The sequence below is a fragment of the Microbacterium sp. B19(2022) genome (genome assembly GCF_012030385.1).
In the GTDB taxonomy this organism is placed as follows: Bacteria; Actinomycetota; Actinomycetes; order Actinomycetales; family Microbacteriaceae; genus Microbacterium; species Microbacterium oxydans_B.
Map to the genome: position 1 here is coordinate 260,869 of NZ_JAAUVO010000001.1, position 20,474 is coordinate 281,342.

The window sequence follows — 20,474 nt, forward strand, 5'->3', positions numbered from 1 at the left end:
TCGTCGGCGGATCAGGCCTCGGTCGGCGCAGGACCGGTCGAGGCCCTGATCTGCAGCATCGGTGTCGCCTCCTGATAGACGGCCGGCTCCGCACCGTCGATGACGTCGAGCAGGCGTCGGGCGGCCTCTGCGCCGAGGGCGACCACATCGTGGCTGAGCGCCGTCAACCCCGGCGTCACGAGTCGGCAGAGAAGCGAGTCGTCCCACGCGATGATCGACACATCGCCGGGAACGGACAGTCCCCGCTGATGCGCCGTGGTCAGGGCGGCGACGGCCATGATGTCGTTGTCGAAGATCAACCCCGTCGGCGGGCGCGGCGACGAGAGCACGGCGCGCGTGGCGACCGCACCGGCATCCTCCGAGAGATCACTGCGGACGATGTCATGGTCGAGGCCGCACGCACGGGCGGCCTGGTCGAACGCCTCATCGCGGATGGCCGTGTACGCATACCGTCGGGGCGCCGCGACCCGGGTGATGCGACGATGCCCGAGAGCAGCGAGATGCTGGACGGCCTGTCTCATCGCGGCGGCGTCGTCCGTCCACACGGTCGTCAGGCCGGCCGCAGCACTCGGATCGCCCACCGCGACCGCGGGGACGCCGGCTTCCCTGACGACGGCGATCCGCTGATCGTGTGGCCTCAGGTCGGTGAGGAGGACGCCGTCCACACGCCGCGAACCGCGCCAACGCCGGATCGCCTCGACCTCGGCGTCCGCATCAGCGGCGACCTCGAGCAGAAGACCACGGGAGCGCACGGTGAGCGCCGACTCCACTCCCGCGATGAACTGCATGTAGAACGGCTCGACGGAGAGATCACGAGGATCCTTCGTGAGCACCAGACCGATCGTGTCCGCACCTGCACCCGCCAGGGCACGCGCGGCGCTCGCCGGTGACCAGCCGAGTCGGGCCGCCACTTCGAGCACCCGTTCCCGCGTGGCCTCGGAGATCCCCGGACGACCGTTGAGGGCATAGGAGACGCTCGCGGTCGACGTCTGCGCCTCGCGCGCGACATCGGCGATCGTGACCCGCCGGGCCCGCGCAGCGCTCGTCATCACCGATGCAGCTCCCGTCAGTCGGGATCGATGATATCCCGTAGCGAGGAGACGACGAACGCCTCCCGCGCCGAGTCGGGATCGAGCGGCTCCGGCGCGCGGACGCGGAAGATCGCGGTCTCCCCCGGGAGCACGGTGGTGAAGCCGCGATCGACCGTCGCCTCAGGATGGAGGCGATCCGGCTGGACGAGTACGTCGCGGGCGAGGAGACGTGAGCGGACGCTGATGTCCACACCACCGGCGACGACGGCGACGGCGACTTCCAGCGGTGCGTGAGCGTGCGCGCCACTCGGCGGAGAGAAATGCCAGAGGGCTCGCTGGTGGTCGACGGTGGCGACCACGAACTCTTCCGCCGGATCCCGCGGCTCGGCGATGATCGGCGGCAGCTCGATGCGGGTCACCGAGCGCGGAGGCACGGAGAGCGGGAGCGACTGCTCCGCCGCAGCCATCCCGTCGGCCCGCCGCCGCGTGAGTCCCACCGTGGAGTGCCACGCCTCGTCGTCGTCGTTGATGACGCACAGTTCGAGCCCGCCGTCCCCAGGCTCGATCGTCAGCACGCGCGGTGCGTACATGTCGCGCAGGGCGAAGTAGAGCGGTTTGCACCGGCCCGCGCTGTCGATCGCCGACCAGGACGTTACCGGCCACAGGTCGTTGAGTTGCCACACGATCGTTCCCGAGGTGCGCGGCCAACTCGCGCGCCAGTGCAGCACGCCGGTGCGGACGGCCTCGACCTGCATCCACTGCGTCTGCAGATGCCACCGGTCGAAGTCGTCCGTCGGCGGGAGGTGGCGGGCGAGATTGCGGGCGAGCTTCGCGTGCCCGTCGATGGCCTTCTGGTGATGCCGGACGTTCTCGGAGTCGAGACGAAGTTCGGGGTCCGAGACCGCATCGCGCAGCGTCCGCCAGGCGGCTGCGCCCTGCCAACCGAACTCGGAGACGAAGCGCGGAGAACTGTCACGGTAGACCGAGTAGTCGTCTTCGTTCCAGGCATCCCAGGAATGGAAGGTCTGGTGATCCGGGTCGTTCGGATCATGAGCCCAGCTGCCCGACCAGGGACTCCCCTCCGTGTAGGGACGGGTCGGGTCGAGCTCGCGGACGAGGTCCGGCAGCCACTCCAGGTAGTACCGCTCACCCCAGGTGAGCTCTCCACCCGGCTGCGATGCCCAGTCCTTGTCCAGGCGCATCCAGAGGTTCTCGTTGTTCCCGTTCCAGAGGGCGAGGCTCGGGTGAGAGCTGAGCCTCACGATGTTCTCGCGGGCTTCGGCCAGCACCTCTGCCCTGATCGGCTCCTCCTCGGGATAGGCGGCGCAGGCGAAGAGGAAGTCCTGCCACACGAGCAGGCCGAGCTCATCGCACGCGGAGTAGAACGCCTCGCTCTCGTAGACGCCTCCGCCCCACACCCGCACGAGGTTCACATTCGCCTCCGCTGCCTGCTCCAGGCGCATGCGGACGCGGTCGGCGACATCCTCACCGGGGAAGACGCTCTCGGGAATCCAATTCACGCCCTTGATGAACATCGGGCGGTCGTTCACCGTGACGACGAACGGCGTGCCGTGCGCATCGGGGGTCCGATCGACGACGACAGTCCGGAAGCCGACCCGCGCGCGGTGTTCGTCGAGCCGCTCTCGCTCCGACCAGAGTGAGACCTCGACCGAGTACAGGTGGGGTTCGCCGAGTCCGCGCGGGTGCCACCGCTGCACATCGGGAACGGCGACCACGATGGTCGCCGACTCTTCGCCCGGCGGCACCTCGGCATGAACGGCCTGCCCCGCGATCTCGATCTCGAGATGCAGCGGGATGCTCGCGCCGGAGGCCGTTCGCTCGAGGTCGATGTGAGCGGTGAGGATGCCGGTCTGCTCGAAGACGTCGACCAACGGACGGACCGCGGCGATCCGCGCCGTGCTCCAGCTCTCGATCCTGACGTCACGCCAGAGCCCGCATCCGGGAAGGGTCGGCCCCCAGTCCCAGCCGAAGCTGCTCGCCATCTTCCGGATGAATGCGAACGGCTGCGGGTAGGCGCTGGGGCGCGCGCCGAGCGCACGTTCCTGCTGCTCGGCATACGTGTATGCGGAGGTGAAGCAGACATCGACGCTGTTCTCCGCCTCGATCGCCGCCGTCACGTCGAACCGGTACGCACGATGCATGTTCCGCGTCTGTCCGACGGTTCGCCCGTTGACGGCGATCGACGCGATGGTGTCCACGCCGTCGAAGACGAGGTCCACCCGCTCCGCGTCGCCGTCCAGGGAAAAGGTGCGATTCAGGCGCCAGTCGCATCGAGCGACCCAGGACACGGCCTCCTCGTTCCGGTCGACGAAGGGGTCGGGAATGAGGTCTGCGTTCCGCAGATCGAGGTGGATCGCCCCGGGCACCTGCGCGGCGACGGCCCTCCCGACGAGCGGCGCGGCCTCTTCCGGGACAGGAGTGTCCCCCTCGGCGTCGACCATCCAACTCCAACGTCCTGCCAGATCCGACGTCGTACGCATGCGGAGTCCTCCTCGCTGATTCGTGAGGAGTCCACTGTAACCTAAGCGCTTAAGTAGCTTGTTGCCGTACTGCCCCCGCGCCCTGCGGCGGCGGTGCGAATGGTCCCGCTACACCGCGAAGATCCGCCACGACGCCGCGTGCGTCGCCCCGGGGTCGAGGGTCACGAGATCCACGCCGGAGTTGAACGCGTCGGGCGGGCACGTCATCGGCTCGACCGCGAGGCCGATGCGGTGAGTGTCCGCGACGGCGGGAGTGTCGGCGGTGTGCACCTGCACCCACGGGCAGCGCTCGTCCCACGCCATCCCGACGCCGTGACCGTCGGCAGCCGTCAGCCGCACCTCGGCCAGGCCGCCGCCGCGGGCGAGGCCGGTGAAGGCATGATCGATGAAGACATCGCCGATGGGGCGCGCCGAGCGGAAGTCCCACTCCGGATGCTGCGACACCGGCTCGACGGCGACCGGGCTCAGCCGGTCGGGTGTGACCGTGAGCACCTCGGATGCCGGGAGCAGCAGGGTCCAGTCGTCGACGCCGCCCTGGCCGGCCACGAGATACGGGTGCGGACCGGTGCCCCAGGGCGCGGCATCCGCCCCGACGTTGTGCGCGGTCACCGTCTGCTGCAGCCCCTCGGCATCGAGCCGGTACTCGACCTCGACCTCGACACGGAACGGGTACCCGGTCTGCGGCAGGATCACGGCGGCCAGTACGACCCGGTCGTCGAGCACCAGACGGTCTTCGAACTCGACCCAGGCGAGCAGACCGTGCAGCGCATGCGCGCGTTCCGGCTCGGTGAGCGCCAGCTGGTGCTGCCCTCCGCCGAACGAGTAGCGTCCGTCGACGATGCGGTTCGGCCACGGGGCCAGCGTCACGCCGCGGTAGCCGGGGCGCACGGCATCCGCATCGAAGGGCACCACGAGATCGCGCTCTTCGAACGTGAGCGTCCGCAGCGTCGCACCGATGCTGGCGATCACGGCCTCGTACCCGTGTGCGGCGATCCGCAGCTGACGGCCGGAGCGCGGCATCGTCGTCACAGGCCCTGAGCCAGCCGGTAGTAGGCCTGGTTCCAGCGGACCTGCTTCTGGAACTCGGGCAGCGTGGTGGTGTCGTCGATCACGAGCAGCTCGACCTCGGCCATCTCGGCGAAGTCGCGGAACGCCTCGATCCCGACCGCGGTCGACATGACCGTGTGGTGGGCAGCACCGGCGGTGAGCCAGGCGGCGGCGCTGGTGGTGAAGTCGGGCTGCGGCTTCCAGACCGCGCGTCCGACGGGGAGCTTCGGCAGCGCGGCCCGCGGCGGCACGTTCTCGACCACGTTCGCGGTGAGGCGGAAACGGTCGCGCATGTCGCTCAGCGCCACCACGACGGCGGGCCCGGGATCGGCCGTGAAGACCAGGCGCACCGGGTCGTCCTTGCCGCCGATGCCGAGCGGGTGGATCTCGAGCGTGGGCTTCGCGGAGCTCAGCGACGGGGAGACCTCGAGCATGTGCGCACCGAGGATCAGCTCATCGCCCGGGGTCATGTCGTAGGTGTAGTCCTCCATCAGGCTCGCGCCCCCGGGCAGACCCGCACCCATCACGTTCGCGATGCGCACGAGAACGGCGGTCTTCCAGTCGCCCTCGGCACCGAAGCCGTAGCCCTCGGCCATCAGCCGCTGCACCGCGAGTCCCGGCAGCTGCTTCAGCGCACCGAGGTCTTCGAACGAGGTCGTGAACGCGCCGAAGCCGCCCTCCTCGAGGAACGACCGCAGCCCGATCTCGATCGCCGCACCGTCACGCAGCGACTCGTGCCGCTCGCCGCCCTTCCGCAGCTCGGGCACGACCTCGTACAGCTCTTCGTACTCGGCGACGAGCGTGTCGATGTCGGAGGCGGATGCCGCGGCCACGGCGTCTGCCAGCTCGTTCACGCCCCACGTGTTCACCTGCACACCGAACCGCAGCTCGGCCTCGGTCTTGTCACCCTCGGTCACCGCGACGAAGCGCATGTTGTCGCCGAAGCGCGCGAGCTTCAGGTCGCGCGAGGCCGCGAGCCCCGCCGCCGCGCGCTGCCAGGTGCCGAGCTCGCTGCGCAGGCGCGGGTCGGACGCATGCCCGACGATGGTCTTGCGCGGCACACCCAGGCGCGTCTGGATGTACCCGAACTCGCGGTCGCCGTGCGCCGCCTGGTTCAGGTTCATGAAGTCGAAGTCGATGTCGGCCCAGGGCAGCTCGACGTTGGCCTGCGTGTGCAGGTGCGCGAGCGGCTTCTGCAGCGCGTCGAGTCCGGCGATCCACATCTTCGCCGGGCTGAACGTGTGCATCCACGCGACGAGGCCGATCACGCGGTCGTCGGCGTTGGCCTCCAGTGCGGTGCGCTTGATCGCCGCGGCATCCGTCAGCACCGGCTTCCAGACGATCCGGACCGGAACCTCGGGCGACTCGTCGAGCAGCCGCGCGATCTCCTGTGACTGCGCCGCGACCTGCGCGAGCGTCTCGGGACCGTAGAGGTGCTGGCTGCCGGTGAGGAACCAGACCTCGTAGCCATCGAGGGAGGTGGTGAGCGGAGTGCGGGTCATGAACGGTCCTTACAGGGATTCGACGGCGGCGGCCTCGATGGCCAGGCCCGCTCGGTAGCGGTCGAGATAGGCGGAGAACCCGGCGACATCGGCCGGGTCGGGGTCGGCGGTGCTGAGGGATGCCGTGGCGAACACCCGCTGGTCGAGGTAGTCCGCCAGCGAGAGGTCTTCGGCATGGGCGAGGTACGAGGCGAGCACGGCGATGCCCCACGCGCCACCCTCGGCGGCGAGCTCGCCGACGGCGACCGGAGCATCGAGCGCACCGGCGAGGAAGCGCTGGGCGACCCCGGCGGTGCGGAACATGCCTCCGTGCGCGAACATCCGGTCGAGCTGCACACCCTCCGCCGCGAGCACCTGCATGCCGAGCGCGAGCGTGCCGAACACGCCGTAGACCTGGGCGCGCATGAAGTTCGCGAGCGTGAGCGCACTGTCGGGGGTGCGCACGAACAGCGGACGCCCCTCGATCAGGCCGGCGATCGGCTCGCCGGCGAGGTGGTTGTAGGCGAGGAGGCCACCGGCATCCGCTTCACCCTCGAGCGCCTCGCGGAACAGGACGTCGAACGCGGCATCGTCGTCGATCGGCTGCCCGGCCGCGGCGGCGAAGCGTGTGAACAGCCCCGCCCAGGCTGCGAGCTCGCTGGCGCCGTTGTTGCAGTGCACCATGGCCACGGCGTCGCCCGCCGGAGTGGTCACGAGGTCGAGCTCGTGGTGCACCTCGGCCAGCGGATGCTCCAGCACGACCATCGCGAAGATGCTCGTGCCCGCGCTCACGTTGCCGGTGCGCGGGGCGACCGAGTTCGTCGCGACCATGCCCGTTCCCGCATCACCCTCGGGCGGACACAGCGGGATGCCGGGGCGCAGTGCGCCACTCGGGTCGAGGAGGGCGGCGCCGCCGGCGGTGAGGGTGCCGGCCGCGGCCCCGGCGGGGAGCACGCTCGGCAGGAGCTGAGCCGCCGGTGCGGGCAGACGGTCACCGACGAGGGCGTCGTAGGCGTGCAGCATCCGCGCGTCGTAGGCGCCGGTCGCGGCATTGATCGGGAACATGCCCGAGGCATCACCGACCCCGAGCACCCGCTCGCCCGTGAGGCGGTGGTGCACATAACCGGCGAGGGTGTTCACGCTCGCGACCCGGGCGAGATGCGGCTCGGCGTCGAGCACGGCCTGGTGCAGGTGCGCGATCGACCAGCGCAGCGGGATGTTCACGCCGAACAGCTCCCCCAGCTCGGCGGAGGCCGCGCCCGTGCTGGTGTTGCGCCAGGTGCGGAACGGCACGAGCAGCTCGCCGGACGCGTCGAACGCCAGGTAGCCGTGCATCATCGCCGAGACCCCGATGGCGCCGAACGTGTCGGGACGGATGCCGTGGCGCTCCTGCGCATCGTCGACCAGAGCCGCGTACGCCGCCTGGAGGCCGCGCCACACCTCGTCGATCGCGTAGGTCCAGCGGCCGTCTTCGAGGCGGTTCTCCCACGAGAACGAGCCGGTCGCGAGGACCTCGGTCGCATCGGAGCCGATCAGGCAGGCCTTGATGCGGGTCGAGCCCAGCTCGATGCCGAGGCTCGTACGTCCGTCGCGGATATCGTCGAGCGCGCTCATCGGCGGGTGTCCTCGGACTGGCCGTAGACGTTCTGATATCGGTCGAACAGGCTGTCGATCGCGGCCTGCGGAATCGGGATGAGCGGTCCGGCCTCGCGGGCGAGGTGCACCGTGCGGGCGACGTCCTCGACCATGACGGCGGCCTTCACGGCGTCCTCCGCATCCGCGCCGATCGTGAACGGACCGTGGTTCTGCATGAGCACCGCCCGGGAGCGGTGACCGCTCAGCGTCTCGACGATGCCACGGCCGATCGAGTCGTCGCCGATGATCGCGAAGGGGCCGATCGGGACGGGCCCACCGAACTCGTCGGCCATCGCGGTGATGACGCAGGGGATCTCCTCGCCCCGCGCCGCCCATGCGACGGCGTAGGTCGAGTGCGTGTGCACGACCCCGCCGACGGTCGGCATGTGCCGGTAGACGTAGGCGTGCGCGGCGGTGTCGCTCGACGGGGAGCGGTCGCTGCCGGGCGTGCCGGGGATGACGTTGCCGTCGAGGTCGCACAGGATCATGTTCGATGCGGTGAGGTCGTCGTAGCTCACACCGCTCGGCTTGATCACGAAGAGGTCGGCGCCGGGCACGCGGCCCGAGATGTTGCCGCCGGTCCAGACGACCAGGCCGTAGCGGACCAGTTCGCCGTGCAGACGGGCCACATCCGCGCGGACGACCGCGATCGCGTGCTCGATGTCGGGTTCGAAGGTGGGGGCGTCGTCGCTCACAGCTGCCTCTGGGTTCGCATCCGGCCACTGTGACCGGTCACAGAAGTCTGTCACGGCAGCGCTCGGTCCGTCAAGGATTGGGTATCAGCGGGGCGGAGCGACGGAGGCGCGGGAGACCAGCACCGGCGCGACGGGAGCGAGAGCGGATGCGGCGGCAGCGGTTCCGCCGATCGCGGCGGCCACGGCCCGACGCGCGAGCTCCTCGAAGTCCTGCCGCACGGTGGTGAGCGGCGGCCAGTAGTACGCGGCATCCGGGGCGTCGTCGAACCCGACCACGCTGACATCACCCGGAACCGTGAGCCCCGCCTCGTGCAGGGCGCTCAGCAGGCCGAGCGCCATCTGGTCGTTCGCCGCGAACACCGCCGTGACCCCGGAACCGCGAACCGCCTCGACCGCCGCATACCCCGACCCTGCCGACCAGTCCCCGGCGATCACGGGCCCCGGCGTCAACCCGCGAGCGGCGAGCTCTGCGGCGAAACCTTCGGCGCGCGACTCCGCCTCGAGCCAGTCCGCCGGTCCCGCGAGGTGCGCGATGCGGGAGTGCCCGGCTTCGGCGAGCGCAGCGACCGCCAACCGCGCGCCTGCGGCCTGATCCACCGAGAGTCCGGTCGCGCCGAGTCCGGCGGAATGCAGCGTCACGACCGGCACGTCGATGCGCAGCGCGGCGAGCGCCTCCAGCGTCTGGGCGTGCGGGGCGACGACGACGATCCCCTCCACCCCCTGCACGACGAGGTGGTCGACCGCCGCGACGACAGCCGCGACATCCGCCGCATCCGCGAAGGCCGCGCTCACCCAGTACCCGGCCTCGCGGGCCGAAGCCTCCAGCGCGGCGAGGCTGCGCGAGGGCCCGTACTGCAGCGCATCCGAGGCCAGCACGCCCAGGGTCCGCGAGCGCCGGGTGCCGAGTGCACGGGCGGCGTTGTTCATGCGGTAGCCGAGCTCGGCCATCGCGGCGAGCACGCGCTCCTTGGTGTCGGTGGCGACGTCGGGGTGGTCGTTCAGCACCCTCGACACGGTCTGCCGGGACACGCCTGCGCGGGCGGCGACGTCGCGGACGCCGATGGATCGGCTGCGGCCGCTGCTCGTGTCACTCACGCCGACGAGTGTACGACGCCCGGTCCACTCGGCCCGCCGCCGTGCCACTCTGGTGACATGCGCATCGCTCTCACCGGCTCCTCCGGCAAGCTCGGCCGCGTCGTCGCCCGCGAACTCCGCGCGAACGGCTACGACGTCATCGGCATGGACCTCACCGGCACCCGCGGCCCCGACTTCGTGCAGGTCGACCTGACCGACTACGGCCAGGTCGTCGACGCGTTCACGGCGGTCGGCGACAGGCACGACGGCATCGACGCGGTGGTGCACCTCGGCGCGATCCCGGCCCCCGGCATCCGCACCGACGTCGCGACCTTCCACAACAACATGCCGGCCACGTTCAACGTATTCTGGGCGGCCGTGCGCCTCGGCATCCGGCGCATCGTGTATGCGTCGAGCGAGACGGTGCTGGGGCTGCCGTTCGACGTGCCGCCGCCCTACGTGCCGGTCGACGAGGACTACCCCGCGCGCCCCGAATCCGTCTACTCGCTCGTGAAGACGCTCGAGGAGCAGCTCGCGACCGAGCTCGTGCGCTGGCACCCCGACCTGTCGATCACGGCCCTGCGGTTCTCGAACGTGATGGTCCCTGAGGACTACGCCGAGTTCCCCTCGTTCGACGCCGACGCCCTCGGGCGCAAGTGGAACCTGTGGGGCTACATCGACGCCCGCGACGGCGCCCAGGCGGTGCAGCGGTCGCTCGAGGTCGCAGCCCCCGGATTCGACCGGTTCATCATCGCGGCGGCCGACACGGTGATGTCGCGGCCCAACGACGAACTGCTCGCCGAGGTCTTCCCGGACGTGCCGAGGCGCCGAGAGTTCGGCCCGAACGAGACGCTGCTGTCGATCGACAAGGCGCGCCGGGTCCTGGACTACGACCCGCAGCACTCCTGGCGCGACCACGTGTGACGCCGGCAGCGCCGGGGTCGCCGAGCCCGTCGAAGCGCCTGGAACGGGTCAGCGCCGAGCGATGGTCGAGCCTCGGATGACCAGGCGCACGGGCAGATGGTGCGACCCCTCACCGATGTCGACGCCGTCGATCGCGTCGAACACGCGCTGCGCCGCCTGACGCCCGAGCTGCTGCAGGTTCGCGTCGATGCTGGTCAGCTCCGGGCGGGCGTTGGTCGCCAGCACCTCCCAGTTGTCGTAGCCGATGACGGCGAGGTCGTCGGGCACCGAGCGCCCGAGGTCCCGCGCCGAGTCGAGCACACCGCGCGCGATCTGGTCGGACCCGCAGAACACCGCATCGATATCCGGATGCCGCTGCAGCAGCAGCGCTCCGGCATCCCGACCCCAGTGCTCGGTCCATTCCGAGAGCATCGGGGCGCCGACGAACTCGAGCCCGGCTTCGGCGAGCGCGGCCCTGGCACCGGCGAGGCGATCCTGCGCCGCGGCGTAGGAGGGTTCGCCCGAGATGTGCGCGATGCGTCGGCGCCCGCACGAGAGCAGATGCTCGATCGCGAGGCGCCCTCCCGCGTAGTTGTCGGGGGTGAGAGACAGGTCGCGCGGATCGTCCGACGGCGCATACGCGTACACGACCGGAACCGGGATGTCCTGCCCCAGCGAGGGACGCGGGTCGGTCTGCCGTCCGACGACGATGATGCCGTCGACGCGGCGGCTCAACAGCTCTTTCAGGTGATGCTGCTCGCGGATCGCGTCGCCGCGGGCGTCGCAGAGGAACACGTTGATGCGCCCCGCACCGAAGGCGTCTTCCGCCCCCATGAGGATCGGGATCATGAAGCGGCCTTCGAGGTCGCTGGTGAGCAGTCCCACCGTGCCGGTGCGTCCGGCGAGGAGCCCTCGGGCCATCGCATTCGGGGTGAACGCGAGCTCTGCGGCGGCGGCCACGACCCGGGCCTTGGTGGCCACTGCGACATCACCGCGGTCGTTGAGCGCCTTCGATGCCGTGGCGATCGAGACGCCGGCATGCCGTGCCACGTCGCTGAGCGTCGCCGCCTTGCCCGCCATGTCGCCGCTGCTGACCATCTCGCCCCCTGAACGTTTCTGAAAGGTTATCGGAGCGATGCTTGACCGCCGCGCTTCATTCACGATATACCTTTCGAAAGCGGTTTCGGAGTTTTCGAAATTGCACCTCAGCTCGACACTGCCGTCGCTCGCCGACCGCATCCACTCACCGAAGAGTCCTGGAGGCAATCCCATGCACACCACCCGACGCCGTGCGTTCCGCCGCACGGCCACCATCCTCGCCGTCACCGGCCTGCTCGCCGTCCCGCTGGCGGGCTGCGCAGCCGGCGACGACACCGCCGGCCCGACCGAGGAGATCCCCGCGGGAGGCGTCGACGACGGTTCGACGCTGACGCTCTGGACCCGCGCTCCCATCGAACGCCAGGCCAAACTGCTCGTCGATGCGTACAACGACTCGCACGAGAACCAGGTCGAGCTCACGGTCGTCCCCAACGACGACTACGTCGCAAAGGTCGGCGCCGCCGCCGGGTCCGGCGGACTCCCCGACCTCTTCGCGGCCGACATCGTCTACGTGCCCAACTGGGCGCAACAGGGCCTCTTCGCCGACCTCTCGACCCAGATCGACGGCCTCGACTTCAAGGACGAGATCAACCAGGGCCACCTCGACGCCGGCACCGTCGACGACAAGGAGTACGTGCTGCCGTTCGCGCTCGACCTCTCGATGCTGTTCTGGAACAAGGAGCTGTTCGCCGAGGCCGGCCTCGACCCCGAGAAGGCGCCGGCGACGCTCGAAGAGTTCTCCGAGGCCGCGCAGGCGGTGCAGGCTCTGAACAAGCCCGACACCTACGGCACCGCCACGGGTCTGAACTGCGGCGGCTGCCTGGTCTTCACCTGGTTCCCCTCGGTCTGGGCCTCGGGCGAAGAGGTCATGAGCGACGACGGCACCGAATCGCTGCTGAACGGCGACGCGGCTCAGGCTGTGTACGACACCTGGGCCGAGCTGGAAGAGGCGGGCGCGGTGCTTCCGAGCTCCACCGACGAGACCGGCCCGACGTGGACCGCGGCCTTCAGCGAGGGCAAGGTCGGCGTGATGCCGTTCCCGGCGACGCTCCTCCCCTCGCTGGAGTTCGACGCGGGCGTGGCCGGCATCCCGGGTGTCGACGGCGGCGTCTCGACGTTCGTCGGCGGCGACGGCATCGGCATCTCGAAGGACTCGAAGCAGTCCGCGCAGGCCTGGAACTTCCTCGACTGGATGATGTCCGAGGAGGCACAGGTCGAGGTGCTCGCCAAGGACGGCAACGCGGTCTCACGCGGCGACCTCGCCGACAACGAGTACGCGGCGGCCGACCCCCGCCTGGTCACGATCAACGAGGTCGCGGCGCAGGGCAGCACACCCGTGGCTCTGAACTTCCAGCAGGCGTTCAACGCGCCGGGCAGCCCGTGGCTCACGCTCGTGCGCAACCGGGTGCTGAACGGCGAGGACTCCGTCGACGCCGACAACGACGAGATCACCGCCATCCTCGGGCAGTGATCCTCCCGGCGGGCGGGGCCATGACGCGCCGCCCGCCGCTCCCCTCGACTGCAGCGACAGCATCCGACAAAGCGACAGCCTCCGACGAAAGAGAACCCGATGACCTCGACCGCACCCCCGCTGCGCCGCCGACGCGCGCGTACCGGATTCGGCGGCCCCGTGCAGGGGTGGTTGTACGCCGCCCCCACCGCGATCTTCGTGGCGCTGCTCTTCGTGGTCCCGCTGATCCTCGTGCTGCAGATGTCGGCATCCGACTGGCCGCTGCTCAGCGGGAACCAGGGGTTGAACTTCCCCGAGAACTACGTGGATGCCGTCAATCACCGCCTCTTCTGGGACAGCATCCGCTTCACCCTGCTGTACACGGTCATCACCACCGTGCTCCTGATCGGCCTGGGTCTCGGGCTCGCGCTGCTCGTGCAGGAGTCGACCCGCTGGAAGGGCCTCCTGCGCACGGCGTTCCTGATTCCGAGCGCCCTGGGCCTGGCATCCGCCTCGCTGCTCTTCTACGTGCTGTACTCCCCCATCGCCGGACCCTTCGCCGGACTCATGAAGTCGTGGGGCATCACCTTCCTCGGCACCCCCGACGGCGCACTGTGGTCGACGATCTTCCTCATCGTGTGGCGCTTCGCCGGCTTCTACATGCTGCTGATGCTCGTGGGACTGCAGGGCATCCCCGACGACATCTACGAAGCCGCGCGCATCGACGGCTCGAGCCGCTGGCAGACCTTCCGCTACATCACGGTCCCCCTGCTGAAGCCGACGTTCGCGCTCACGACCGTGATGTGCGTGACCGGGTCGCTGCTCGCGTTCGAGCAGTTCTACATCCTCACCAAGGGCGGCCCCGACAACAGCACGATGACGGTCGTGCAGCTGATCTACAACGTGGCCTTCCAGGGGCAGAACAGCCTCGGCATCGCCGGCGCCCTCTCGGTGATCGTGCTCCTCGCGCTCATCGTCATCAACGTCTTCCAGTTGCGCGCCTTCCGGCGTCCGGATGAGAGCTGACCCGCATGTCTCAGACACTGACCCGCACCATCGTCGCGCCGGGACACCAGCCCACCCCTCCGCGTTACCGCTCGAAGGCGGCTCGTATCGTCTACGGCATCCCGTACTGGGTGTTCACGACCGCCCTCGCGGTGATCTTCCTCTACCCGCTCATCTGGACCGGCGTCTCGTCGGTCAGCCCGATGGCGGGCACGAGCCAGACCGACGGCTGGGGGTTCGGCAACTATGCCGCCCTCGGCGAGTACCAGGCGGGCATCTGGGTCTACCTCGGCAACTCGCTGTTCGTCTCGGTGCTCACGGTCGCCCTGACCCTGTTCATCTCGCTGCTCGGCGGCTACGCCTTCGCCCGGTTCTCATTCCCGGGCAAGAACGCGCTGTTCCTGCTGACCCTCGCGATCCTGATGGTGCCGTACGCGACCCTGCTCATCCCGCTGTACGTGATCCTCAACGCGGTCGGCCTGCAGAACTCGCTGGTCGGGGTGGCCCTCGTGATCACCATGTTCCAGCTGCCGTTCTCGATGTTCATGATGCGCATCTCGTTCGAATCGATCCCGCGCGAGATGGACGAGGCGGCGATGGTCGACGGATGCTCCAGCTGGGGCGCCCTGTGGCGGGTGCTGCTCCCGGCGGTCAAGCCCGGACTCGTCACCGTCGGGCTGTTCGCGTTCCTCACGGCATGGAACGACTTCATGGCGCCGCTGATCCTCATCAACGACTCGAACCGCATGACACTGCCGCTCGCGGTCGCGAACCTCCGCGGGCAGGTGCAGGGTGTCGTCGACTACGGCGCCACCGAGGCGGGAGTCGTCGTGCTGGCGCTCCCCTGCATCGTGCTGTTCCTGATCCTCCAACGACACTACGTGCGCGGCTTCATGTCCGGCGCCTTCAAGGGATGACGATGTTCGACACCACTGCACCGGCTGCTCCGGTGGTTCCCACGCGCGGGCGCCTGCGCCCCCTCGGCCTCGACGACGTGCGCATCACGGGCGGATTCTGGGGCGAACGCCAGGCCGTCAACGGCACGGCGACCCTCGACCACATCGAATCGCGCCTGGAGTCGGAGGGCTGGCTGCCCAACTTCGATCTCGCCGCCGCGGGCACACTGCCCGAGGGGCGCCGCGGGCGGGAGTTCGCGGATTCCGAGATCTACAAGTACCTCGAGGCCCTCGCCTGGGAGATCGGACGGACGGATGCCGCGACCGATGCCCCGCTCGAGCAGCGTTTCCGCGCCGTGGTCTCGCGGGTGGCTGCCGCGCAGGAGACCGACGGCTATCTGAACACGCAGTTCGGGCGCCCGGGGCAGGGCGAGCGCTGGTCGGATCTGGAGTGGGGCCACGAGCTGTACTGCCTCGGACACCTCTTCCAGGCGGCGGTCGCTCGGCACCGCACCCGGCCGGATGCCGACGACGGACTCGTCGCGGTCGCCCGACGCGCGGCCGAGCTCGTCTGCGGCGAGTTCGGCGCCGACGGCCGCGACGCGATCTGCGGTCACGCCGAGGTCGAGGTCGGACTCGCCGAGCTGGGACGGGCGCTCGGGGAACAGCGCTTCATCGACCAGGCGGCCCTGTTCGTCGAGCGGCACGGCCGCGGGTCGCTCGCCGAGATCGAATGGGGCCAGGAGTACTTCCAGGACGACGTGCCGGTGCGCGCGGCCGAGGCGCTGCGCGGGCACGCCGTGCGCGCGAACTACCTGGCCTCCGGCGCCACCGACGTCGCGATCGAGCTCTCCGACGACAGACTGCTCGACGCGTTGCGCGGGCAGTGGGACCGCACGGTCAAGCGCCGCACCTATGTGACCGGCGGTCAGGGATCGCACCACCAGGACGAGGCGTTCGGCGCCGACTGGGAGCTGCCTTCGGATCGCGCCTACTCCGAGACGTGTGCCGGAGTCGGGTCGATCATGTTCTCGTGGCGGCTGCTGCTCGCGACCGGCGACACCCGTCACGCCGACCTCATCGAGCGGACCCTCTTCAACGTCGTCGCGACGTCTCCCGCGCCGGACGGTCGGGCGTTCTACTACGCGAACACCCTGCACCAGCGTGTTCCGGGGGTACCTGCCGATCCGGAGGGAACGTCCAAGCGTGCTTCCTCGTCACTGCGGGCGCCGTGGTTCGAGGTCTCCTGCTGCCCGCCCAACGTGGCGCGCACCTTCGCGAGCCTCGCGGCCTATGTCGCGACGGCCGACGACGAGGGCGTGCAGCTGCATCAGTACGCGCCGGCATCCGTGCGGACGGCGCTGCCCGACGGACGCGTGATCGCGCTCGACATCGCGACCGGATACCCGGTCGACGGCGGCATCCGGGTGACGATCGCGGAAGACGCCGAGTTCACGCTCACCCTGCGGGTGCCGGCGTGGGCAGAGGGCGCGACGGTGCGGGTCGACGCCGACGGCGAGAGCGCGCAGCATCCGGCCACTCCCGGCACGGTCGAAGTGCGCCGCGCCTTCCGCGCCGGTGATTTCGTCGAGCTGACGCTGCCTCTCCTGGCGCGCACGACGAGCCCCGATCCTCGCGTCGACGCCGTGCGCGGCTCGGTCGTGGTCGAGCGCGGCCCCGAGGTGCTGGCTCTGGAGTCTCTCGACTTCGGCGCCGATGTGGTCGACGCGGTGGTCGCCGGCGAGCCCGTCGAGTCCGGAGGTCAGGTGCGGATGCCGTTGCGGAACCGCGCCTCCGGCGAGGTCGCGGAGGCCCTGCTCGTCCCGTATCACGACTGGGCGCAGCGCGGTCCGTCGACGATGCGGGTCTGGATCCCGACGGCCTGACCCCCGGGGCTACTCCCGTTTCCGGGTGACCGCCCGCTGCAGCAGCACGAAGACCAACAGGATGCCGCCGGTGATGATGGTCGTCATCTCCGGCGGGATGCCGCCGTCGCGCGTGATGAGCACGGTCATGAGACCGAGCACCAGCGCTCCGACGACCGAGCCGAGCACGTAGCCGTAGGCCCCGGTCAGCACGGTTCCGCCGATCACGGCCGCCGCGATCGCGTCGAGCTCCCAGCCGATGCCGGTGATGTTCTGGGCGGTGCCGAGCCGGGCGGTGTAGAGCACGGCGGCGAGGCCGGCGAGCGATCCGCTGATCACGTAGACGAGAACTTTGGTCCGCGCCACGGGGAGACCCATCAGCAGCGCGGAGTTCTCGGATCCGCCGATCGCGTAGACGGTGCGCCCTGTGCGGGTGCGGTGAAGCACGAAGAAGGCGACGAGCACGACGACGATCGCGATGATCACCGCCGGGGTGATGACGAGGTCGTTCACCTTCGGTCCGTCGATGATCTTGATCTTCTCGGCGATCAGGCGGATCGGCGAATCCGCCGGGAGCTGCTCCGGCTTGGTGCTCAGCAGGGAGGCGAGGCCGCGTCCGAGGAACATCATGGCGAGAGTCGCGATGAACGGCTGCACGTTGAAGTACCGGATCAGCACGCCGGAGACGAGGCCGAAGAGCCCGCCGATGCCGATCATGAGCACGATCACGACGAACGGATTCCACCCGGCGTTCGAGAGCATGACCCCCGCGACCGACGAGACCGCGATGACCGAGCCGACCGACAGGTCGATGCCGCCCGTGAGGATGACGAAGGTGAGAGCGACCGCGAGCACGATGAGGTGCGCGTTGTTGATGAGCAGGTTCGACAGCGTGCTCGCCTGGACGATCTTCCCGTAGGCGATCTCGCCGTAGACGATCATGCCGACGAAGATGATCACCGAGGCGATGGTCGGGACGACCGACGGATTCGACGTGAGCTGTCGGCGGATCCGATCGACGAGACTCGGGCCGGCACTCTGGACTGGTGCGGCGGCGATGACGCTCATACTGCAGCCTCCTTCACGATCTCGACTCGCGGTGAGGGCGTCTGCGCCTTCTTGCGACGTTGGAACCAGCTGCGCACCCGCTCGGACTGCAGCAGGCAGATGGCGACGATCACGATCGCCTTGAACGCCGGGGTGGCCGACGACGAGACGCCGAGGAACAGCACGGTCTTGTCGAGGGTCGCGATCAGGAGAGCACCGACGAAGGCGCCGCTGAGCGAGAACTTGCCACCGGCGAGCGAGGCACCGCCGATGACGACGGCGAGGATCGCGTCCAGCTCGAGCTGGTAGCCGGTGCGGGAGATGTCGACCGTCATGACGCTGCCGACCGACATCACCCCGGCGATGCCCGCGAGGATGCCGCTGAGCACGTAGGTCGTCAGCAGCAGCCCCTTCGGCTTGATTCCGGCCATCCGGCTCGCCTTCGGGTTGATGCCGATCGCCTCGATCATGAGGCCGAGGGCGCTGCGGCGCACCACCCACGCGACGACCAGGACGATCGCCACGGCGAGGATGAACACCACGGGGATGCCGATGACGAAGCCGTTCGCGATCCAGCGGAACGGATCGCTCGACGCAGCCGTGTTCTGGCCTCCGGTGATGACCTTGGCGATACCCCGCCCGGCGAGCATCAGCACGAGTGTGGCGATGAAGGGTTGGAGGCCGACGTAGGCGACGAGGATGCCGTTCACCGCGCCGAGGATGGCGGTGACGAGCAGCGCGAGACCGACGGCGGCGAGGGCGACACCGACCGATCCGGAATCGCCGGCTGCGGCGAGGAACTCCATCGACACGGCTCCGGCGACAGCCATCAGCGAGCCGACCGAGAGGTCGATGCCGCCGGTCGCGATCACGAGTGACATGCCGATCGCGATCATCATAATGGGTGCCGCCTGGCGGAGGATGTCGACCAGGTTGCCGACGAGGTTGCCGTTGTTCGGGTTGATCGAGATCGCGAGATAGGTCGGATCCTTGAGCACGTTCAGGGCGAGCAGCGCGACGATCGCGACGATCCCCCAGAAGAACGGCTTGCGGATCAGTTCGCGCCACACGGACGCACGAGCGGATGCGCTCATCGGGTCTCCCCCTCGAGGGTTTCGGGTTGCACATCGGAAGCGGCGACCGGTGCGACATGGGCGACCTCGATCGCGTCGAGTTCCTCCTCGAGAGTGGTGGCCGCGGCCTCCACTCCGTGGGCGGCGATCACGTCGACGATCTCCTGCGCGGTCACATCGGGGCCGTTCAGGATCTCACCGATCTTGCTGTGGTCCTTCAGGACGACGATCCGCTCGGAGAGGCGCACGACCTCTTCGAGCTCGGACGAGACGAAGACCACGGCGACCCCCTGGTCGGCGAGTTCCGCGACGGCCTCCTGGATCTCGGCTTTCGCACCGACATCGATACCTCGGGTGGGCTCATCCAGGATCAGCAGCTCCGGCTCCGTCGCGAGCCAGCGTCCGAGGAGCACTTTCTGCTGATTGCCGCCCGAGAGGTTCTTGATCATCCGTTCCGGATCGGCGGGGCGCACGTTGAGGGCCGCGATGTACTTGTCGACGATCGCGTCCTGCTCCTTGCGCGGCATCGGCCGCGCCCAGCCGCGCTTGGCCTGGACGGCGAGGATCATGTTCTCGCGGATCGTGAGATCGCCGATGATGCCCTCGTCCCGACGGTTCTCGGTCGAGAACGCGATGCGCTGTGCGAGGGCGGCGGACGGCGACGAGAGGTCGACCTTGCGCCCCTTGACGGTGATCTGGCCGGACTCGCTGCGGTCCGCACCGTAGAGCAGACGCGCGAGCTCGGTGCGCCCGGAGCCGAGGAGTCCGGCGAAGCCGACGACCTCTCCTGGCCGGATGTCGAGGTCGGTGGCGTGCACGGCGCCGGCACGGGAGATGCCGGATGCCGAGAGGAAGGTCGCCTCGTCGGCGTCGCGCGGGGTGGTGCGACGGTTGCCGCCGAGCGACTTCAGCGTGTCGAGGTCCTTGCCGATCATCCGGGAGATGAGGGCATGCCTGTCGAGATCACGGGTGAGGTACTCCCCCTCGTACTTCCCGTTGCGCAGGACGGTGAGACGGTCGCTGATCGCATAGATCTGATCGAGGAAGTGCGAGACGAAGAGGATCGCGACGCCCTGGTCGCGCAGGGTGCGCATCACGGTGAAGAGACCTTCGACCTCTGCCGCGTCGAGGCTGGAAGTCGGCTCGTCGAGGATGAGGACCTTGGCCTTGATCGCCATGGCCCGGCTGATCGCGACGAGCTGCTGCATCGCGATCGAGAGCGTCGAGAGTGGCTGGTGGGTGTCGAGGTGTTCCAGGCCGAGCCGGGCGAGCGCCTCGGTGGCGGCGCGATGCGTGGCTCGCCAGTTGACGCCGAGGACTCCGCGCACCTCGTGCCCGAGCATGACGTTCTCACCGATGCTGAGGTTGGGGGCGAGGTTCACCTCCTGGTAGACGGTCGAGATCCCGGCGGCCTGCGCGTCGCTCGTGCCGCCGAAGCTGCGCTCCTGACCGGCGACGACGATCGATCCGGAGTCGATGCGGTAGACACCGGTGAGGGCTTTGATCAGCGTCGACTTGCCCGCGCCGTTCTCGCCCATGAGAGCGTGCACCTCACCCTGGAAGAGGCGGAAGTCGACTCCGTCGAGCGCCTTCACTCCGGGGAATTCGATGGTGATCCCGCGCATCTCGACGATGGGCAGTTCTTCGTTCATCGTTGTCTCTCCGTCTATCCG

At 69.4% G+C, this 20,474-nt stretch carries 16 protein-coding genes; 5 read left to right on the top strand and 11 right to left on the bottom strand.

Going from position 1 to position 20,474, the window contains the following annotated elements; all coding sequences use genetic code 11:
• Window positions 1-11: 11 nt before the first annotated feature.
• The 7 genes from HCX50_RS01295 to HCX50_RS01325 form a co-directional block, all read right to left on the bottom strand.
• Window positions 12-1,049 (bottom strand): LacI family DNA-binding transcriptional regulator, encoded by a 1,038-nt coding sequence (locus HCX50_RS01295; protein ID WP_167632738.1) that lies wholly within the window; start codon window positions 1,047-1,049, stop codon window positions 12-14.
• A gap of 17 nt (window positions 1,050-1,066) precedes the next feature.
• Complete coding sequence (locus tag HCX50_RS01300) at window positions 1,067-3,532, bottom strand: glycoside hydrolase family 2 protein (protein WP_167632739.1); 2,466 nt, start codon at window positions 3,530-3,532, stop codon at window positions 1,067-1,069.
• Window positions 3,533-3,640: 108 nt separating this feature from the next.
• The gene (locus HCX50_RS01305) at window positions 3,641-4,552 is read right to left on the bottom strand and encodes an aldose 1-epimerase family protein (protein WP_167632783.1); all 912 of its coding nucleotides are present in this window, start codon (window positions 4,550-4,552) and stop codon (window positions 3,641-3,643) included.
• A 5-nt stretch (window positions 4,553-4,557) separates the two neighbouring features.
• A complete protein-coding gene (gene araA / locus HCX50_RS01310; RefSeq protein WP_167632740.1) occupies window positions 4,558-6,081 on the bottom strand; it encodes an L-arabinose isomerase in 1,524 nt (507 codons plus the stop codon).
• Window positions 6,082-6,090: 9 nt separating this feature from the next.
• The gene (locus tag HCX50_RS01315; RefSeq protein ID WP_167632741.1) at window positions 6,091-7,674 is read right to left on the bottom strand and encodes a xylulokinase; all 1,584 of its coding nucleotides are present in this window, start codon (window positions 7,672-7,674) and stop codon (window positions 6,091-6,093) included.
• Window positions 7,671-8,390 carry an L-ribulose-5-phosphate 4-epimerase gene (locus HCX50_RS01320; RefSeq protein ID WP_167632742.1) on the bottom strand — a complete coding sequence of 240 codons (720 nt, stop codon included), beginning with the start codon at window positions 8,388-8,390 and terminating at the stop codon, window positions 7,671-7,673. Before HCX50_RS01320 ends, HCX50_RS01315 begins: the two co-directional genes overlap by 4 nt.
• A gap of 84 nt (window positions 8,391-8,474) precedes the next feature.
• Entirely contained in the window at window positions 8,475-9,485 is a 1,011-nt protein-coding gene (locus HCX50_RS01325; RefSeq protein WP_167632743.1) for a substrate-binding domain-containing protein, read from the bottom strand.
• 57 nt (window positions 9,486-9,542) lie between these two features.
• Between HCX50_RS01325 and HCX50_RS01330 the strand changes: the two genes are divergently transcribed.
• On the top strand, window positions 9,543-10,388 hold the full coding sequence (locus HCX50_RS01330; protein WP_091032067.1) for an NAD-dependent epimerase/dehydratase family protein: 846 nt from the start codon (window positions 9,543-9,545) through the stop codon (window positions 10,386-10,388).
• A 48-nt stretch (window positions 10,389-10,436) separates the two neighbouring features.
• Here HCX50_RS01330 and HCX50_RS01335 read toward each other — a convergent pair whose 3' ends face one another.
• The gene (locus tag HCX50_RS01335) at window positions 10,437-11,465 is read right to left on the bottom strand and encodes a LacI family DNA-binding transcriptional regulator (protein ID WP_029264424.1); all 1,029 of its coding nucleotides are present in this window, start codon (window positions 11,463-11,465) and stop codon (window positions 10,437-10,439) included.
• Between the two features lie 172 nt (window positions 11,466-11,637).
• On the opposite strand from HCX50_RS01335, the gene HCX50_RS01340 reads away from it, so the two are divergent.
• From HCX50_RS01340 to HCX50_RS01355, 4 genes are all read left to right on the top strand, one after another.
• Window positions 11,638-12,936 carry an ABC transporter substrate-binding protein gene (locus HCX50_RS01340; protein ID WP_091032069.1) on the top strand — a complete coding sequence of 433 codons (1,299 nt, stop codon included), beginning with the start codon at window positions 11,638-11,640 and terminating at the stop codon, window positions 12,934-12,936.
• A 99-nt stretch (window positions 12,937-13,035) separates the two neighbouring features.
• The gene (locus tag HCX50_RS01345) at window positions 13,036-13,941 is read left to right on the top strand and encodes a carbohydrate ABC transporter permease (RefSeq protein ID WP_029264422.1); all 906 of its coding nucleotides are present in this window, start codon (window positions 13,036-13,038) and stop codon (window positions 13,939-13,941) included.
• A gap of 5 nt (window positions 13,942-13,946) precedes the next feature.
• On the top strand, window positions 13,947-14,837 hold the full coding sequence (locus tag HCX50_RS01350; protein WP_167632744.1) for a carbohydrate ABC transporter permease: 891 nt from the start codon (window positions 13,947-13,949) through the stop codon (window positions 14,835-14,837).
• Window positions 14,834-16,702, top strand: coding sequence for a beta-L-arabinofuranosidase domain-containing protein (locus HCX50_RS01355; RefSeq protein ID WP_205828688.1), 1,869 nt, complete (start codon window positions 14,834-14,836; stop codon window positions 16,700-16,702). The genes HCX50_RS01350 and HCX50_RS01355 overlap by 4 nt, the downstream gene beginning before the upstream one ends.
• Before the next feature lie 9 nt (window positions 16,703-16,711).
• Here the strand turns inward: HCX50_RS01355 and HCX50_RS01360 are convergent, their stop codons facing one another.
• From HCX50_RS01360 to HCX50_RS01370, 3 genes are read right to left on the bottom strand one after another with little or no spacing between them, the layout of a single operon-like run.
• On the bottom strand, window positions 16,712-17,749 hold the full coding sequence (locus HCX50_RS01360; RefSeq protein ID WP_091032078.1) for an ABC transporter permease: 1,038 nt from the start codon (window positions 17,747-17,749) through the stop codon (window positions 16,712-16,714).
• Complete coding sequence (locus tag HCX50_RS01365) at window positions 17,746-18,822, bottom strand: ABC transporter permease (RefSeq protein ID WP_091032081.1); 1,077 nt, start codon at window positions 18,820-18,822, stop codon at window positions 17,746-17,748. Before HCX50_RS01365 ends, HCX50_RS01360 begins: the two co-directional genes overlap by 4 nt.
• Window positions 18,819-20,453, bottom strand: coding sequence for a sugar ABC transporter ATP-binding protein (locus tag HCX50_RS01370; protein ID WP_167632745.1), 1,635 nt, complete (start codon window positions 20,451-20,453; stop codon window positions 18,819-18,821). Before HCX50_RS01370 ends, HCX50_RS01365 begins: the two co-directional genes overlap by 4 nt.
• Window positions 20,454-20,474: the final 21 nt, after the last annotated feature.

Coding starts and splice junctions, on each gene's coding strand:
- HCX50_RS01335 (WP_029264424.1), bottom strand. CDS start 11,465: ATGGTCAGCAGCGGCGACATGGCGGGCAAGGCGGCGACGCTCAGCGAC.
- HCX50_RS01370 (WP_167632745.1), bottom strand. CDS start 20,453: ATGAACGAAGAACTGCCCATCGTCGAGATGCGCGGGATCACCATCGAA.
- HCX50_RS01305 (WP_167632783.1), bottom strand. CDS start 4,552: ATGCCGCGCTCCGGCCGTCAGCTGCGGATCGCCGCACACGGGTACGAG.
- HCX50_RS01345 (WP_029264422.1), top strand. CDS start 13,036: ATGACCTCGACCGCACCCCCGCTGCGCCGCCGACGCGCGCGTACCGGA.
- HCX50_RS01330 (WP_091032067.1), top strand. CDS start 9,543: ATGCGCATCGCTCTCACCGGCTCCTCCGGCAAGCTCGGCCGCGTCGTC.
- HCX50_RS01360 (WP_091032078.1), bottom strand. CDS start 17,749: ATGAGCGTCATCGCCGCCGCACCAGTCCAGAGTGCCGGCCCGAGTCTC.
- araA (WP_167632740.1), bottom strand. CDS start 6,081: ATGACCCGCACTCCGCTCACCACCTCCCTCGATGGCTACGAGGTCTGG.
- HCX50_RS01300 (WP_167632739.1), bottom strand. CDS start 3,532: ATGCGTACGACGTCGGATCTGGCAGGACGTTGGAGTTGGATGGTCGAC.
- HCX50_RS01365 (WP_091032081.1), bottom strand. CDS start 18,822: ATGAGCGCATCCGCTCGTGCGTCCGTGTGGCGCGAACTGATCCGCAAG.
- HCX50_RS01355 (WP_205828688.1), top strand. CDS start 14,834: ATGACGATGTTCGACACCACTGCACCGGCTGCTCCGGTGGTTCCCACG.
- HCX50_RS01295 (WP_167632738.1), bottom strand. CDS start 1,049: ATGACGAGCGCTGCGCGGGCCCGGCGGGTCACGATCGCCGATGTCGCG.
- HCX50_RS01340 (WP_091032069.1), top strand. CDS start 11,638: ATGCACACCACCCGACGCCGTGCGTTCCGCCGCACGGCCACCATCCTC.
- HCX50_RS01315 (WP_167632741.1), bottom strand. CDS start 7,674: ATGAGCGCGCTCGACGATATCCGCGACGGACGTACGAGCCTCGGCATC.
- HCX50_RS01350 (WP_167632744.1), top strand. CDS start 13,947: ATGTCTCAGACACTGACCCGCACCATCGTCGCGCCGGGACACCAGCCC.